The organism is Bradyrhizobium sp. 25ACV, from assembly GCF_054863005.1.
This window is the reverse complement of record NZ_JAVAYO010000005.1, coordinates 486,264-500,863: the sequence shown is the minus strand read 5'-3', so window position 1 is coordinate 500,863 and position 14,600 is coordinate 486,264. Positions and strand designations below refer to the sequence as shown.

At 64.6% G+C, this 14,600-nt stretch carries 11 protein-coding genes; 10 read left to right on the top strand and 1 reads right to left on the bottom strand.

Going from position 1 to position 14,600, the window contains the following annotated elements; translation table 11 throughout:
* Positions 1-94: 94 nt before the first annotated feature.
* Positions 95-934 (bottom strand): SDR family NAD(P)-dependent oxidoreductase, encoded by an 840-nt coding sequence (locus tag RAD04_RS15135; RefSeq protein ID WP_461624391.1) that lies wholly within the window; start codon positions 932-934, stop codon positions 95-97.
* Positions 935-1,113: 179 nt separating this feature from the next.
* On the opposite strand from RAD04_RS15135, the gene RAD04_RS15130 reads away from it, so the two are divergent.
* The 10 genes from RAD04_RS15130 to RAD04_RS15085 all read left to right on the top strand — a co-directional run bounded on the left by RAD04_RS15130 (position 1,114) and on the right by RAD04_RS15085 (position 14,477).
* A complete protein-coding gene (locus RAD04_RS15130) occupies positions 1,114-2,079 on the top strand; it encodes a sensor histidine kinase (protein ID WP_091961957.1) in 966 nt (321 codons plus the stop codon).
* Between the two features lie 222 nt (positions 2,080-2,301).
* On the top strand, positions 2,302-4,038 hold the full coding sequence (locus RAD04_RS15125; protein WP_461624390.1) for a putative bifunctional diguanylate cyclase/phosphodiesterase: 1,737 nt from the start codon (positions 2,302-2,304) through the stop codon (positions 4,036-4,038).
* Between the two features lie 254 nt (positions 4,039-4,292).
* On the top strand, positions 4,293-5,735 hold the full coding sequence (locus RAD04_RS15120; RefSeq protein ID WP_461624389.1) for a sigma-54 interaction domain-containing protein: 1,443 nt from the start codon (positions 4,293-4,295) through the stop codon (positions 5,733-5,735).
* Between the two features lie 199 nt (positions 5,736-5,934).
* On the top strand, positions 5,935-7,245 hold the full coding sequence (locus RAD04_RS15115) for an MFS transporter (protein ID WP_461616275.1): 1,311 nt from the start codon (positions 5,935-5,937) through the stop codon (positions 7,243-7,245).
* A 111-nt stretch (positions 7,246-7,356) separates the two neighbouring features.
* Complete coding sequence (locus RAD04_RS15110) at positions 7,357-9,384, top strand: acyl CoA:acetate/3-ketoacid CoA transferase (RefSeq protein WP_461624388.1); 2,028 nt, start codon at positions 7,357-7,359, stop codon at positions 9,382-9,384.
* Positions 9,385-9,490: 106 nt separating this feature from the next.
* Positions 9,491-10,675, top strand: a complete 1,185-nt coding sequence (locus RAD04_RS15105) for a substrate-binding domain-containing protein (RefSeq protein WP_461624387.1) — start codon at positions 9,491-9,493, stop codon at positions 10,673-10,675.
* A 223-nt stretch (positions 10,676-10,898) separates the two neighbouring features.
* Positions 10,899-11,669, top strand: a complete 771-nt coding sequence (locus RAD04_RS15100; RefSeq protein WP_461624386.1) for an ABC transporter ATP-binding protein — start codon at positions 10,899-10,901, stop codon at positions 11,667-11,669.
* Entirely contained in the window at positions 11,666-12,388 is a 723-nt protein-coding gene (locus RAD04_RS15095; protein WP_461624385.1) for a branched-chain amino acid ABC transporter ATP-binding protein, read from the top strand. Before RAD04_RS15100 ends, RAD04_RS15095 begins: the two co-directional genes overlap by 4 nt.
* A complete protein-coding gene (locus RAD04_RS15090; protein WP_018319497.1) occupies positions 12,385-13,395 on the top strand; it encodes a branched-chain amino acid ABC transporter permease in 1,011 nt (336 codons plus the stop codon). The genes RAD04_RS15095 and RAD04_RS15090 overlap by 4 nt, the downstream gene beginning before the upstream one ends.
* A complete protein-coding gene (locus RAD04_RS15085; RefSeq protein WP_461624384.1) occupies positions 13,392-14,477 on the top strand; it encodes a branched-chain amino acid ABC transporter permease in 1,086 nt (361 codons plus the stop codon). The genes RAD04_RS15090 and RAD04_RS15085 overlap by 4 nt, the downstream gene beginning before the upstream one ends.
* Positions 14,478-14,600 lie beyond the last annotated feature (123 nt).

The following is a 14,600-nucleotide window of genomic DNA, read 5'->3' as shown; positions in this document are numbered from 1 at the left end:
CTGACTCTCCGGGGGTTCGAGTGTGGAAACCCAAACCTACCGGAAAGGCCACGCTCACCACCCCATGGAATCTACGGCACCGTCGCCGGAGCTTCTACGCCCCCTGATCGAACGCCTTGCGCAGCGCCACATAGCCCTGCTGCTGCTGGCTCCAGTTGCGGCCGCCGGTCATGGCGCCGTCGACGACGAGATCGTGGCCGTTGATGAAGCTGGATTCGTCGCTGGCCAGGAACACCGCGGCCTGGGCGATGTCATCGGGAAGGCCCGCCCGCGGGATCGGCTGCGCGGTCTTGTAGACCTCGCGCATCACAGCCGGCGTCTTCTCCGCAGCATCGGTCGAGAGCCCGAGCGCCTTGCCGAAAATGCCGGTCGCGATCGCGCCCGGCGAGATCGCGTTGACGCGCACATTGGACTCGCCAAGCTCCATCGCCACGCATTTGGTGAGATGGATCACCGCCGCCTTGGCCGCGCTATAGACCATCGAGGATGAGAAGCCGGCGAGGCGGCCGGCGATGCTGCCATTGTTGATGATGCTGCCTGAGCCCTGCCTCTTCATGTGGGGCGCGGCGTGCTTCATGCCGAGCATGACGCTGCGCACCAGCGTCGCCATCGCCGCATCGAAGCGCTCGACCTCGAGGCCCTCGATGCCGCCGGTCTGCGCCGGGCCGCCGGCATTGTTGAACAGGCAGTCGATCCGGCCGAACTTGTCCACGGCGAGCGCGATCAACGCCTGCATCTGGTCTTCGAGCGTCACGTCGGTCTGGCGGAAGATGCAGTTGGCGCCGAGCTGCTTCGCCAGGGCTTCGCCCTCCGGTCGACGCCGCCCCGCGATCACAATTTTGGCACCTTCGGCAACGAAGACTTCCGCAGTGCGCAATCCGATCCCGCTTGTCGCCCCCGTAATCACCGCAACCTTGCCGTCCAGCCTGCCCATGGAATGTTCCTGTTTTCGAACGATTTGACGCCAAATGGCGAACATCGGCCGCTGCCATCGCCGCGGGCGCCACTATCCCTGCCTGCCCCCGACAAGGCAAGCTATGCTTGTGCGGACGGGATGCGTAACATCTTCACGGGTCGCTCGATTTTCGAACGCATATCGCAATTGGGCTGCGCATGGGGAAGCTGATCGAGGAATTCCGCAGGGGTTGGCAGGGTGCGGCGCCGCCATCGCTTGGTCTGAGCATTGCCTTTGCGGTGGCCTGCCTGCTGATCGCGACGCTGACGCGCTGGGGGCTGGCCCATGTGCGGCCCGACGTCTACTTCACGCCCTACTTCCCGGCCGTGTTCTTCGCCGCCGCGTTCGGGGGCTTCCGGATCGGAATCGTGACCGCGCTGGTCGGCGGAATGCTCGGCGTCGTGGTGAATTTCGGCGATGCCTTTGCCGATCGGGCGCGGTTTGCCCTGCTGGCACTCTATTGGGCGGTCTGTGCGCTCACCATCTGGGGTGTCGAGCACTATCGCACCATGCTGGCGGAGCAGCGCCGGATCTCCAAGCGCCTGATCGAGGAAGAAGAGTATCGCAAGCTGCTGGTCGACGAGCTCCAGCACCGGCTGAAGAACAAGCTATCGACGGTGCACGCCGTGCTGCACCAGGTGCTGCACGACCACCCCCAGGTCTGGGACCGGGTCGATCCGCGGTTGCGCTCGCTGGCCGCGACCGACGATCTGATCTCGCGGATCGACAAGGCCGGCTGTGACATCCGCGACCTCCTGATCTCGGAGCTCGGCCCCTATGGCCATGTCCGCTTCACCCTCAATGGCGACCGCCTATTCCTGCCGCCGAAGCTCGCGGTCACGCTGTCATTGATGTTTCACGAGCTGGCCACCAATGCGGGCAAGTACGGCGCGTTCTCCGCGCCGCGCGGTCTGCTGCAGGTGTCATGGACCGTCAGCGACGACCGCCTGATCATCACCTGGGACGAGACCGAGGGCCCGAGCGTGGACAAGGTGTCCGAGCCCGGCTTCGGCACCAAGCTGCTGAAATCGGCACTGTCGTCCTTCGATGGCAGGACCGAGATCTCTTACTTGAAGACCGGGCTGCATTGCATCATGCAGTGCCGCATCCCCCGAAGCGAATAGCATCGCGCGTCAAGCGAAAGCCGGCCCGCGCACCCCGCCCGCAGTTTCGCATGGGCTGTTGACCCTCTGTTAATGACGATTTTCTGCGCGCGTCGCATCGCCGCAAGTTTTCTCCAAAACACCCCCGTATTTCTCCGTACCCCTTAACCAAACCTAAGAGGGAACCGCGCAAGATCGCGCCCATTGCAAAGGCGCGCTGAAACAACAAGATTCATGACTTCTATGAACGACAACCAATATTCCGGCGCGACTGAAGCCGAGCTCGGTTTTCTCAAGGAAATCGTTAGAATGCTGCCGGCCGGCCTCACCGTGCAGGATGCGCATGGCGAGCTTCTGCTGGTTAACGATGCCGCCGCCGCGCAGCTTGGCATGGACGGCAGTCGCCCTTCACCCGATCTTGCGCAGCGCCGCGAAGCCTGCCGCCAGGCGCTGAGCGCCGGCCAGGCTGTCGTCACCGAGGAGGCGCTTCACGGCGGCGCCGCGCGCCAGGTGCTGCTCACGACCCACCGTCCCGTTCGCCTCGCCGGACGCGAGCTGCTGATCTCGGCGTCCTCCGACATCACCGAGCAGAAGAATTTCGAGGACCAGCTGTTCCGCTCGGCCTATTTCGACGAGCTGACGGGATTGCCCTCGCGGCGCGTGATCGAACATCACGCCAACAATCTGCTGGCGGAGAATGGCGGCGGCGAGCGTTTCGCGCTGGCCTTCCTCGACGTCGACAATTTCAAGCACATCAACGACTATTACGGCCACGCCGTCGGCGATGCGCTGCTGGTCGAGCTGTCGAAGCGGCTCGGGCGCGACTTGCGCGATTCCGACATGCTGTCGCGCATCTCCGGCGATGAATTCCTGCTGCTGCTCTCTCCGATCCAGAGCCAGGAGGAAGTCGCCGAATTCATGCAATCGACGCTGGAGCGGCTGACGGCGCCGTTCTTCATCGACCATTCGGAACTCTTCGCCTCCACCTCGGTCGGCATCAGCCTCTATCCCGATCACGGCCGCAGCTTCGAGACGCTGCGCCAGAATGCCGACATCGCGATGTACCGCATCAAGAACGACGGCAAGGGATTGGCGGCGTTCTTCGACTCCAGCATGGAGCGCGAGGCGCTGGCGCGGATGAAGATCGAACAGTCGCTGCGGCTCGCCATCCTGGAAAAGCGCTTCTGCTGCGCCTTCCAGTCCAAGGTCGACATCCGCACGCAGGCGGTGAAGGGCATCGAGGCCCTGGTGCGCTTGCGCGACGACGAAGGCGTGATCCAGGCGCCGGGATCGTTCATCAATCTTGCCAGCGAGCTCGGGCTGATCGACGAATTGACCCATCTCGTGCTCGCCGAAATCGTCAAATCGATCGACCTGATCAACGAGACGTTCGGCGCGGAAGCGACCATCAGCATCAACGTCGCGGCCAAGCAGGCCGGCAACCCCGAATTCATGCGCAGCTTCGCGCGGGCGCTGGACGACACCGGCTTTCCGCAGCGCTTCATGATCGAGGTGACCGAAGACGCCTTCGTCGCCAAGAATCATTTCCAGGACGAGATCCTGCCGATGTTCCGCAAGCTCGGCGTCGGCATCTCGATCGACGATTTCGGCACCGGCTATTCCTCGCTCTCGGCGCTGGCCGACATCACCGCCGACGAAATCAAGATCGACCGCTCCTTCATCACCGACATCCATAAGCGCCCGCGCAGCCAGGGCATCCTGCGCGCGATCGAGTCCTTGAGCGAAGCGCTCGGCATGACCGTGATCGCCGAAGGCCTCGAATCCTACGAGGAGCTCGCCTATCTCCAGGCCGCGACCAAGATCCGCTACGCCCAGGGCTATTACTTCTCGCGCCCGATCTTCCTGGAGGAGCTCAAGCTCGCGACGCCGGCCTCGAGCGAGTCGCGCGCCAGCGTCTTAAGCCGCCCGCACCAACAGAACCGCCAGGGCTATTCGCGGGCGAGCGGCTATCGAAGGTAGGGTGCGAGCCGCGCAACACACAGCGCTGTCGTCCCGGGGCGCGAAGCGAACCCGGGACCCATAACCACAGGGCGTGGTTTGGCGCTAAGACGGTCACTCCGAGTCCCCGTTATCACATCTCCCTGTGGCTATGGGTCCCGGATCGTCGCTTCGCTTGCCCGGGACGACAGCGGAGTATGGGGCGCAACCCAATTCCCCCTTTGAAATCGACGCCCTTTTGCTAATACACAGGCAGACTTCCCCCGGGATATGTCATGTCCGCCTCTTCCGCCTCGATCAGCGATCCCGCCTATCTCCGTGCGCGCGCGATGGAGACGCTGTTCGAGCGGCTGGAGAAGCTCTGCGAGGGCGCGATCGCGATCGACCGCGGCGGACGCGTCGTCTACGTCAATGAAAAATATCTCGCGGCGCTCGGTCTCAAGCGGACCTCCGAGGCAATCGGCCGGCCGATCGAGGAGGTCATCCCCAACAGCCTGATGCGCAAGGTGGCCGAGACCGGCGAGCCGATCCTGCTCGACATCATGGAGCTCGGCGGCGAGCAGCTGGTCGTGACGCGCATGCCAATCGAGGACGAGAACGGAACGGTGATCGGCGCGATCGGCTTCGTGCTCTACGACCATCTCGAAAGCCTGAAGCCCCTGCTCGCACGCGTCGCCCAGCTCGAGAGCGATCTGCGGCTGGCGCGGCGGCAATTGTCCAACGCCCGCGCGGCGCGCTTCACCTTCGCCGACTACGTCGGCACAACGCCCGGAATCGCGCAAGCCAAGCAGCTTGCAAGCCGCGCCGCCCGGCAGAGCGTCACCGTGCTGCTCACCGGCGAGACCGGAACGGGCAAGGAGATGCTGGCGCAGGCGATCCACAATGCCTCCTCGCGCGCGGAGAAGCCGTTCGTCAGCGTCAATGTCGCGGCGATCCCCGACACGCTGATCGAGTCGGAGTTCTTCGGCACCGCGCCGGGCGCCTATACCGGCGCCGACCGCAGGGGCCGCGAGGGCAAGTTCCGCATCGCCGACGGCGGTACGCTGTTCCTCGACGAGATCGGCGAGATGCCACTGCAATTGCAGGCCAAGCTGCTGCGCGTGCTGCAGGAGCGCGAGATCGAGCCGCTCGGCTCGGACAAGATCTCCAAGGTCGACGTGCGCGTGGTCGCGGCGACCAATGTGGATTTGCGCAAGCGCGTCAGCGACGGCGCGTTCCGCCCCGACCTCTATTACCGCCTGAACGTGCTCTCGATCGATTTGCCGCCGCTGCGGCAATGCCTGGATGATCTCCCCGACATCTGCGCCCGGCTGGTCGAGGACATCAGCGCCTCCGGCGATTACGTCAAGGCCAAGATCACGCCGAGCGCGCTTTCCGCGCTGGCGCGCTATGACTGGCCGGGCAACGTCCGCGAGCTCCGCAATATCCTGGAGCGGGCGCTGATCCTGAGCGATTCCGGCCGGTTGACCGGCGAGGATGTCGCCCGCATTCTTCCCGTCGGCTCCGAGGTCAGGCTCGCAGCATCCGAGCGTCCGGCCGGACCTGTGGTGCCCTATGCCGAAGCCGAGGCCGAGTTCGAGAAGCACACGCTCGAACAGGCGCTCGCCGCCAGCAACGGCCAGATCTCCGAGGCCGCCAGGATGCTGAAGATCTCGCGCGCGACCTTCTACAAGAAGCTCGCCAAGTTCGGCCTCGCCGCAGGGCCGACCCCTGTCTGAGTTTCGAGACAGTGGACTGTCCGGAGTCTCGGATTCCGGACATGGCGCCGAACGGCTCTGTCCAAGCGCCAATGCGGAAATTGCCGGGATTTAGGCCAGTTTACGCAAGCCAACAGCATCTGGCGCGGACCTTGCTCTTCGCTTTGCACAATGACGCATGCTGCACATGCGCATTTCGCAAATCAGGGAGGACGCAAGGATGAGTGAAGCGATCTCGGTCCATCAGCTTCAGGCGAAACAGCCCTCGCACGTCACGGTCGCCACCGCGAGCCTGATCGGCACGGCGATCGAGTGGTACGACTTCTTCCTCTACGGCACCGCCGCGGCACTGATCTTCAACAAGCTGTTCTTTCCGACCTTCGACCCCATGATGGGAACGCTGCTGGCGTTCGCGACCTATGCGCTCGGCTTCATCGCGCGCCCGCTCGGCGGCGTCGTGTTCGGACACTACGGCGACAAGATCGGCCGCAAGACCATGCTCTATCTGACGCTGCTGATCATGGGCGTGGCGACCGCGGCGATCGGATTCCTGCCGACCTACGAGACCGCCGGCATCTGGGCAGCGGTCCTGCTCGTCACCTGCCGCCTGATCCAGGGCTTTGGCCTTGGCGGCGAATGGGGCGGCGCGGTGCTGATGGCGGTCGAGCATGCGCCCGCGGACAAGAAGGGCTTTTACGGCAGCTGGCCGCAGCTCGGCGCGCCGCTCGGCCTCGTGCTCGGCACGCTGGTCTTCTCGGTGGTATCGGCGATGCTGACCGATGCGCAGCTGCTGGCGTGGGGCTGGCGCATCCCGTTCCTGTTCTCGATCGCGCTGGTGCTGGTCGGCCTGTGGATCCGCTTCACCATCGCGGAATCGCCGGAGTTCCAGAAGGTCAAGGATACCAAGCAGGAAGTGAAGATGCCGATCCTCGAGGCGATCAGGATGTATCCCAAGAACATCCTGCTCGCGATGGGCGCGCGCTTCGCCGAGAACGGCTTCTTCTACATCTACGCGACCTTCGTGCTCGCCTATGCCACGCAGTCGCTCGGCATGAACAAGCAGGACATGCTCAATGGCGTCTTGATCGGCGCGGCGATCGAGACCTTCACCATCCCGGCCTTCGGCGCGCTTTCGGACCGGCTCGGGCGGCGGCCGATCTACATTTTCGGCGCGGTGTTCTCGGCGCTGATGTCGTTCCCGCTGTTCACGCTGCTGGCGACCAGGAACCCGCAATATGCCTGGATCGCGATCGTGCTCGGCCTCGCCATCGGTCACGCCGCCATGTACGGCCCGCAGGCGAGCTTCCTGTCGGAGCTGTTCGGCACCAAGGTGCGCTACAGCGGCGTCTCGCTCGGCTACAACCTCGCCTCGATCTTCGCCGGCGCGCTGTCGCCGCTGATCGCGACGGGACTGATGACGGCCTACGCGCCGGCGACCTGGCCGATCTCGCTCTACATGATCGCGCTGGCGCTCATCACCATCGTCTCGGTCTATTTCGCCACCGAAACACGCAAGATAGTTCAGGGCTGAATGTCCTGATCACCTCGTCCATCGCGAGGAGCGGCCTGTTCCAGGGTCGTTCCTCGCGATAGGATCAACGCACAATAACGGCATACGGTCTAGGAGATCGGGAGGAACGCCGTGAGCCATCACCCAGCTCTGCCTTACTTGCGCAATTCCGAGAAGGGCAAGATCGTCACCGCGGCCGAAGCGGTCATGCTGATCCGTGACGGCGACACGGTCGCGACCGGCGGCTTCGTCGGCATCGGCTTTGCCGAGGAGATCGCGATCGCGCTGGAGGAGCTCTATCTCTCCCACGAGGGCGATGCCCCCTATACGCAGGGCAAGCCGCGCAATCTGACGCTGGTCTACGCGGCGGGCCAGGGCGACGGCAAGAATCGCGGCCTCAACCATTTCGCGCATGAAGGCCTGGTCCGACGCGTGATCGGCGGACATTGGGGCCTTGCGCCGAAATTGCAGCAGCTCGCGATCGCGGGCCAGATCGAGGCCTATAATTTGCCGCAGGGCGTCATCACGCACCTGTTCCGCGACATCGCCGCGCACCGGCCCGGCCACATCACCCGCGTCGGCATGGGCACCTTCGTCGACCCCCGGCACGGCGGCGGCAAGCTGAACGCGCGCACCACCGAAGACATGGTGGAGCTGATCACGCTACGCGGCGAAGAGTGCCTGCTTTACAAGACGTTTCCGATTCATGTCGGCATCATCCGCGCCACCACCGGCGATCCCGACGGCAACCTCACCATGGAGAAGGAGGCGCTGACACTGGAAGCGCTCGCCATCGCCATGGCGGCGCATAATTCCGGCGGCATCGTCATCGCCCAGGTCGAACGCGTCGCCGAGGCCGGCAGCCTCAATCCGCGCCAGGTCAAGATTCCCGGCATCCTCGTCGACTGCGTCGTGGTAGCGAAGCCGGAGAATCACTGGCAGACCTTCGGCACGCAATACAATCCGGCCTTCTCCAGCGAGATCCGTGTCCGCGCCGCCTCGCTGCCGGTCATGCCGGTCAGCGAGCGCAAGATCATTGCCCGTCGCGCCGCCCTGGAGCTGAAGGCCAACAGCGTCGTCAATCTCGGCATCGGCATGCCCGAGGGGATCGCCTCCGTCGCCAACGAGGAACGGATCATCGACCTGATCACGCTGACGGCGGAGCCGGGTGTGATCGGCGGCATCCCGGCGAGCGGTATCGATTTCGGCGCGGCGATCAACACCCAGGCGGTGATCGACCAGCCCTATCAGTTCGACTTCTACGACGGCGGCGGCCTGGATGCCGCCTTCCTCGGGCTCGCCCAGGTCGACCGTGCCGGCAACCTCAACGTCAGCAAGTTCGGGCCGAAGCTTGCCGGCGCCGGCGGCTTCATCAACATCAGCCAGAACGCCAAGGAGGTCATTTTCGTCGGCACCTTCGGGGCGGGCAAGCAGCGCATCGCGGTGAAGGACGGGAAGCTCGTCATTCTCGACGAAGCCAAGTCGCGCAAGTTCGTGGACAGCGTCGAGCACGTCACCTTCAGCGGCCCGTTCGCGGCCGCGCGCAAGCAGCGCACGCTTTATGTCACCGAGCGTTGCGTGTTCGAGCTCAGGCCCGACGGGCTCGAGCTCATCGAAGTCGCGCCCGGCATCGACATCGAGCGCGACATTCTGCGCCTGATGGACTTCAAGCCGCTGATGCCGCGCGAGCCGGCGCTGATGGACGATCGCATCTTCCGTGAGGGTCTCATGGATTTGCGCGAGCGCCTGCTCACCATCCCGCTCGACCAGCGCTTCACGCTGGACGAGCAGCAGAACCTGTTCTTCGTCAATCTCGAGCGCTATCCGCTACGCAGCAAGGCCGAGATCGACACCATCGCTGGTATCGTCGAAGCCAGGCTCGCTCCGCTTGGCCGCCGGGTCTACGCCATCGTCAATTATGACAATTTTTCCATCCTGCCGGAGCTGATGGACGATTATTCGGCGATGGTGCGCAGCCTCGTCGATCGCTTCTATTCCGGCGTGTCGCGCTACACCACGTCGGGCTTCCTGCGCATCAAGCTCGGCGAAGCCCTGGAGAGGCGCGGCGTCGCGCCGCACATTTTCGAAAGCGCGGACGAAGCGCAGTCGGATCGGCGTCAGGCCGAGGGAGCCGGCGATGCGCGGCCAGCCCAAAAATGATGCATGCTCGAAAGGTCGACGCGCTCGGCCGGAAGGTTCAATTGCAATGTTCGTAGCGTTATGCAAATCGCTGTTGCCGAGAAACGTTAAATCAGGAGGGACTATCGTGCGTCGATCACTCATCATAACAACAACCATTCTCGCACTCGCTGCGGGCACCTCCGCACAGGCCGACGATCTCAAGGTCGCGCTGATCTACGGCAAGACCGGTCCGCTCGAGGCCTACGCCAAGCAGACCGAGACCGGCCTGAAGATGGGCTTCGAATACGCCACCAAGGGCACGATGACCCTCGATGGTCGCAAGATCGTCATCATCACCAAGGACGACCAGGGCAAGCCGGACCTCGCCAAGGCCGCGCTCGCCGAAGCCTATCAGGACGACAAGGCCGATATCGCGATCGGCACGACCTCGTCGGCCGCGGCGCTCGCCATTCTCCCGGTCGCCGAGGAGAACAAGAAGATCCTGATCGTCGAGCCCGCAGTCGCGGACCAGATTACCGGCGAGAAGTGGAATCGCTACATCTTCCGCACCGCGCGCAACTCCTCGCAGGACGCGATCTCCAACGCGGTCGCGATCGGCAAGCAGGGCGTCACCGTCGCAACGCTGGCGCAAGACTATGCGTTCGGCCGCGATGGGGTCGCCGCCTTCAAGGAGGCGCTCGCCAAGACCGGTGCGACCCTCGCTGCCGAAGAATATGCCCCCACCTCGACCACCGACTTCACCGCAGTCGGCCAGCGCCTGTTCGACGCACTGAAGGACAAGCCGGGCAGCAAGGTCATCTGGGTGATCTGGGCCGGCGCCGGCAATCCGCTGGCCAAGCTGCAGGACATGGACCCGAAGCGCTACGGCATCGAGCTCTCCACCGGCGGCAACATCCTGCCGGCGCTCGCCGCCTATAAGGGCCTGCCCGGCATGGAAGGCGCGACCTATTATTTCTACGAGATCCCGAAGAATCCGGTGAACGACTGGCTCGTCGCCGAGCACCAGAAGCGCTTCAACGCGCCGCCGGACTTCTTCACCGCGGGCGGCTTTGCCGCCGCGATGTCCGTCGTCGCCGCCGTCACCAAGGCGAAGTCGACCGACAGCGAGAAGCTGATCACTGCGATGGAAGGCCTGGAGTTCGACACGCCGAAGGGCAAGATGGTGTTCCGGAAGGAAGACCATCAGGCGCTGCAGAGCATGTACGCCTTCAAGGTCAAGGTCGATCCGAACGTCGCCTGGGCCGTTCTCGAGCCGGTGCGCGAGCTGAAGATCGAGGACATGGACGTTCCCGTCCGCAACAAGCGCTGAACTTTTCTTGCTTCGCCTCTCCCGCTCTTGTCCGCCAAAGCCTCGGCGAAGGCGGATGCGGGAGAGGTCGGATCGCATCGTCAGATGCGATCCGGGTGAGGGCTTTCTCCGCTTGGGGGTTCTCGCCTGTGGAGACAACCCTCTCCCCAGCCCTCCCCCGCAAGCGGGGGAGGGAGCGCAGCTTGATCGCGGATATACCTCCATTCATCATTCGCCGGCCCCCATGACGCTGACCCTCGAAACACGCGACCTCACCATCCGCTTCGGCGGCCATGTTGCGGTCAACAGCGTGACCTGCACGTTCCGTCCGGGCGAGCTCACCGCCATCGTCGGCCCGAACGGCGCCGGCAAGACCACCTATTTCAATCTGATCTCGGGCCAGCTGCGCGCCTCGAACGGCAGCATCCTGTTCGACGGCACCGACATCACCCAGCACTCCGCGCCGATGCGAACCCGCGCGGGCCTCGGACGCGCATTCCAACTGACAAACCTCTTTCCGAACCTCACCGTGGAAGAGAACGTGCGCCTCGCAGTGCAGGCGGCGAACGGCACCCATTACGACATGCTGCGGCCCTGGATGGTGCGCCGCGACCTGATCGCCCGCGCCGACGCCATTCTCGACCAGGTCGCGCTCGGCAGCCGCCGCGGCGTCGCCGCGACCGCGCTGTCGCATGGCGACCAGCGCAAGCTCGAGGTCGCGCTGATGATCGCGCTGGAGCCAAAAGTCTTCATGTTCGACGAGCCGACCGCCGGTATGAGCATCGACGAGGTCCCAATCGTCCTCAACCTGATCGCACAGCTCAAGCAGGACAGGAGCAAGATCATCCTGCTGGTCGAGCACAAAATGGACGTGGTGCGCTCACTCGCCGACCGCATCATCGTGCTGCATAACGGCCAGCTCGTCGCCGACGGGCCGCCTGCCGAAGTGATCGCCTCGCCGATCGTGCAGGAAGCCTATCTCGGTGTCGCGCCCAAGACAGGGAGTGCGGCATGACCGATCTTTTAAGGCTCTCCGGCGTCCACACCCATATCGGTCGCTATCACATCCTCCAGGGTATCGACCTCGCGGTCCCGCAGGGGCAGACCACGATGCTGCTCGGCCGCAACGGCGCCGGCAAGACCACGACGCTGCGCACCATCATGGGCCTGTGGCAGGCCTCCAGCGGCGAGATCAGCCTCTCCGGCGACCGTATCGAGAGCCGCGCCACGCCCGACATCGCAAGGCTCGGTGTCGGCTACGTGCCGGAGAGCATGGCGGTGTTCTCCGATCTTACCGTGAAGGAAAACCTGGTGCTGGCGGCCCGCGACGGCCCGCTCGACGACACCCAGCTCGACTGGATTTTTGGTTTCTTCCCGGCGTTGCGCCGGTTCTGGCTGTCGCGCGCGGGAAGCCTCTCGGGCGGACAAAAACAAATGCTGTCTATCGCGCGCGCCATCATCGAGCCGCGCAAGCTCTTGCTGATCGACGAGCCGACCAAGGGCCTGGCGCCGGCGATCGTGATGGCGCTGATCGAGTGCCTGAAGGAGATCAAGCGCAAGGGTGCGACGATCCTCCTGGTCGAGCAGAATTTCTTTGCCGCCCGCGAGCTCGGCGACAACGTGCTCGTGATGGACAACGGCACCATCGTCCATCGCGGCGAGATGGCGGCGCTCGCCGCCGACGTGCCGCTGCAGGAGCGGCTGCTCGGCTTGAGCCTGGAGGCGCATCAGTGACTGACCTTGCCGCAACCGATCCGCTGCCGAAGCCGAAGCGCGATATCGCACCGATCCTGCTGCCGGTCGCGCTCGCCCTCGTGACGATCCCGCTGATCGGCTCGCCCAGCACCTGGCTGACGCTGACCGCGGCGAGCCTCGCCATGGGCATGATGATCTTCATCATGGCCTCGGGCCTGACGCTGGTGTTCGGCCTGATGGACGTGCTCAATTTCGGCCACGGCGCCTTCATCGCTGTCGGCGCCTATGTCGCGACCCTGGTGCTGGCGCCATTCGCAGCGTCCATTCAGGCGGATTCGCTCTGGATGAACCTCGCTGTGCTGGCGCCGGCCGCGCTGCTCTCGATGGCGGTGTCGGGCGCGCTCGGCCTCGTCGTCGAGCGCGTGCTGATCCTGCCGGTCTACGGCCAGCACCTGAAGCAGATCCTGATGACGACCGGCGGCCTGATCGTCGCCGAGCAGACGCTCTATGCGCTGTGGGGGCCACAGATCATCCCGATGCCGCTGCCGGCGTCGCTACGCGGCTCCTTCATCCTCGGCGACGTCGCGATCGCCAAGTACCGCGTGCTGGCGATGCTGATCGGCCTTGCCGTCTTCATCGCCATCCAGCTCGTGCTCAACCGCACCAAGCTCGGGCTCCTGATCCGTGCCGGCGTCGAGAACCGCGAGATGGTGGAAGCGCTCGGCTATCGCATCCGCCGCTTGTTCCTCGGTGTGTTCATGACGGGATCGGCGCTGGCCGGCCTCGGCGGCGTGATGTGGGCGCTCTATCGCGAGCAGGTCCATGCCTCCATGAGCGACGACCTCACCGTCTTGATTTTCATCGTCGTCATCATCGGCGGTCTGGGGTCGATCGGCGGCTGCTTCATCGGCGCGATCCTGGTGGCCATGGTTGCCAATTACGGCGGCTTCCTGGTGCCGAAACTCGCCCTCGTCTCCAACATCCTGCTGATGGTCGCCATTCTGATGTGGCGGCCGCGCGGCCTCTATGCGGTGACCAGCCGATGATGATCCTGTCAGGCGATCCGCCGCGTAGCCGGATCCTCACGCTCGTTCTTGTCATCATCATCCTGGCGCTGGCGTCGACGCCGTTCCTGTTTCCGGGTGCCAAGGCACTGAACGTCGCGGCCAAGATCTGCGTCTTCGCCGCGCTGGTCGCTTCCTACGACCTCCTGCTCGGCTATACCGGCTCGGTGTCGTTCGCCCACACCATGTTCTACGGCATCGGCAGCTACGCCATCGCCATCGCGCTGTACGGGATGGGCCCGAACTGGGCCGCGGTCGCCACCGGCATCGTCGTCGGCCTGCCGCTCGCGGCCCTGCTCGCGCTCGCGATCGGGCTGTTTTCGCTGCGGGTCGCCGCGATCTTCTTTGCCATGATCACGCTCGCGGTCGCCTCCGCCTTCCAGGTGCTGGCTTCGCAGCTGTCTTGGCTGACCGGCGGCGAGGACGGGCGCAGCTTCCAACTGCCCGAGTTGCTCCGCCCCGGCACGGTGCTGATCCCAAAGAGCCTGGTCGGCTTCGAGGTCAACGGCCGGATCCTGACCTTCTATCTGGTGTTCGCCATCTCGGCGTTGATGATCCTCGCGCTGCTCCGCGTCGTGAACTCGCCGTTCGGGCGCGTGCTGCAGGCAATCCGCGAGAACCGTTTTCGCGCCGAGGCGCTTGGTTTCCGCACGGTGTTCCACCTGACCTATGCCAACTGCATCGCCGCGCTGGTCGCTGCCAGCGCCGGCATCCTGAATGCGCTGTGGCTGCGCTATGCCGGTCCCGATACCTCGCTCAGCTTCTCGATCATGCTGGACATCCTGCTGATGGTCGTGATCGGCGGCATGGGCACGATCTACGGCGCGATCATCGGCGCTACCGTCTTCATCCTCGCCCAGAACTATTTGCAGTCGCTGATGGGCGTCGCCTCCACGGCGGCGTCGGAGGCCGGCCTGCCGCTGCTGCCGGGGCTGCTGCATCCCGACCGGTGGCTGCTGTGGCTCGGCCTGCTGTTCATCGCCAGCGTCTACTTCTTCCCGACCGGCGTGGTCGGGCGGCTGCGTAATCCCGCTGGCGACAAGACCGCCGGAAGTTCGCATTAACGCGCGATTAATGATGCAGTGCGGCGATTGCTGCGCCGTCCACACAACCGAGGCGCGATTCCCGCTCCGCTGCACACGGACGCGGTTGCGCAACTGGATTAATGCTTAGGTAACTGGATTTCC

Excerpts from the sequence above, each read along its gene's own strand:
- RAD04_RS15135 (WP_461624391.1), bottom strand. The coding sequence starts at position 934 with ATGGGCAGGCTGGACGGCAAGGTTGCGGTGATTACGGGGGCGACAAGC.
- RAD04_RS15130 (WP_091961957.1), top strand. The coding sequence starts at position 1,114 with ATGGGGAAGCTGATCGAGGAATTCCGCAGGGGTTGGCAGGGTGCGGCG.
- RAD04_RS15125 (WP_461624390.1), top strand. The coding sequence starts at position 2,302 with ATGAACGACAACCAATATTCCGGCGCGACTGAAGCCGAGCTCGGTTTT.
- RAD04_RS15120 (WP_461624389.1), top strand. The coding sequence starts at position 4,293 with ATGTCCGCCTCTTCCGCCTCGATCAGCGATCCCGCCTATCTCCGTGCG.
- RAD04_RS15115 (WP_461616275.1), top strand. The coding sequence starts at position 5,935 with ATGAGTGAAGCGATCTCGGTCCATCAGCTTCAGGCGAAACAGCCCTCG.
- RAD04_RS15100 (WP_461624386.1), top strand. The coding sequence starts at position 10,899 with ATGACGCTGACCCTCGAAACACGCGACCTCACCATCCGCTTCGGCGGC.
- RAD04_RS15095 (WP_461624385.1), top strand. The coding sequence starts at position 11,666 with ATGACCGATCTTTTAAGGCTCTCCGGCGTCCACACCCATATCGGTCGC.
- RAD04_RS15085 (WP_461624384.1), top strand. The coding sequence starts at position 13,392 with ATGATGATCCTGTCAGGCGATCCGCCGCGTAGCCGGATCCTCACGCTC.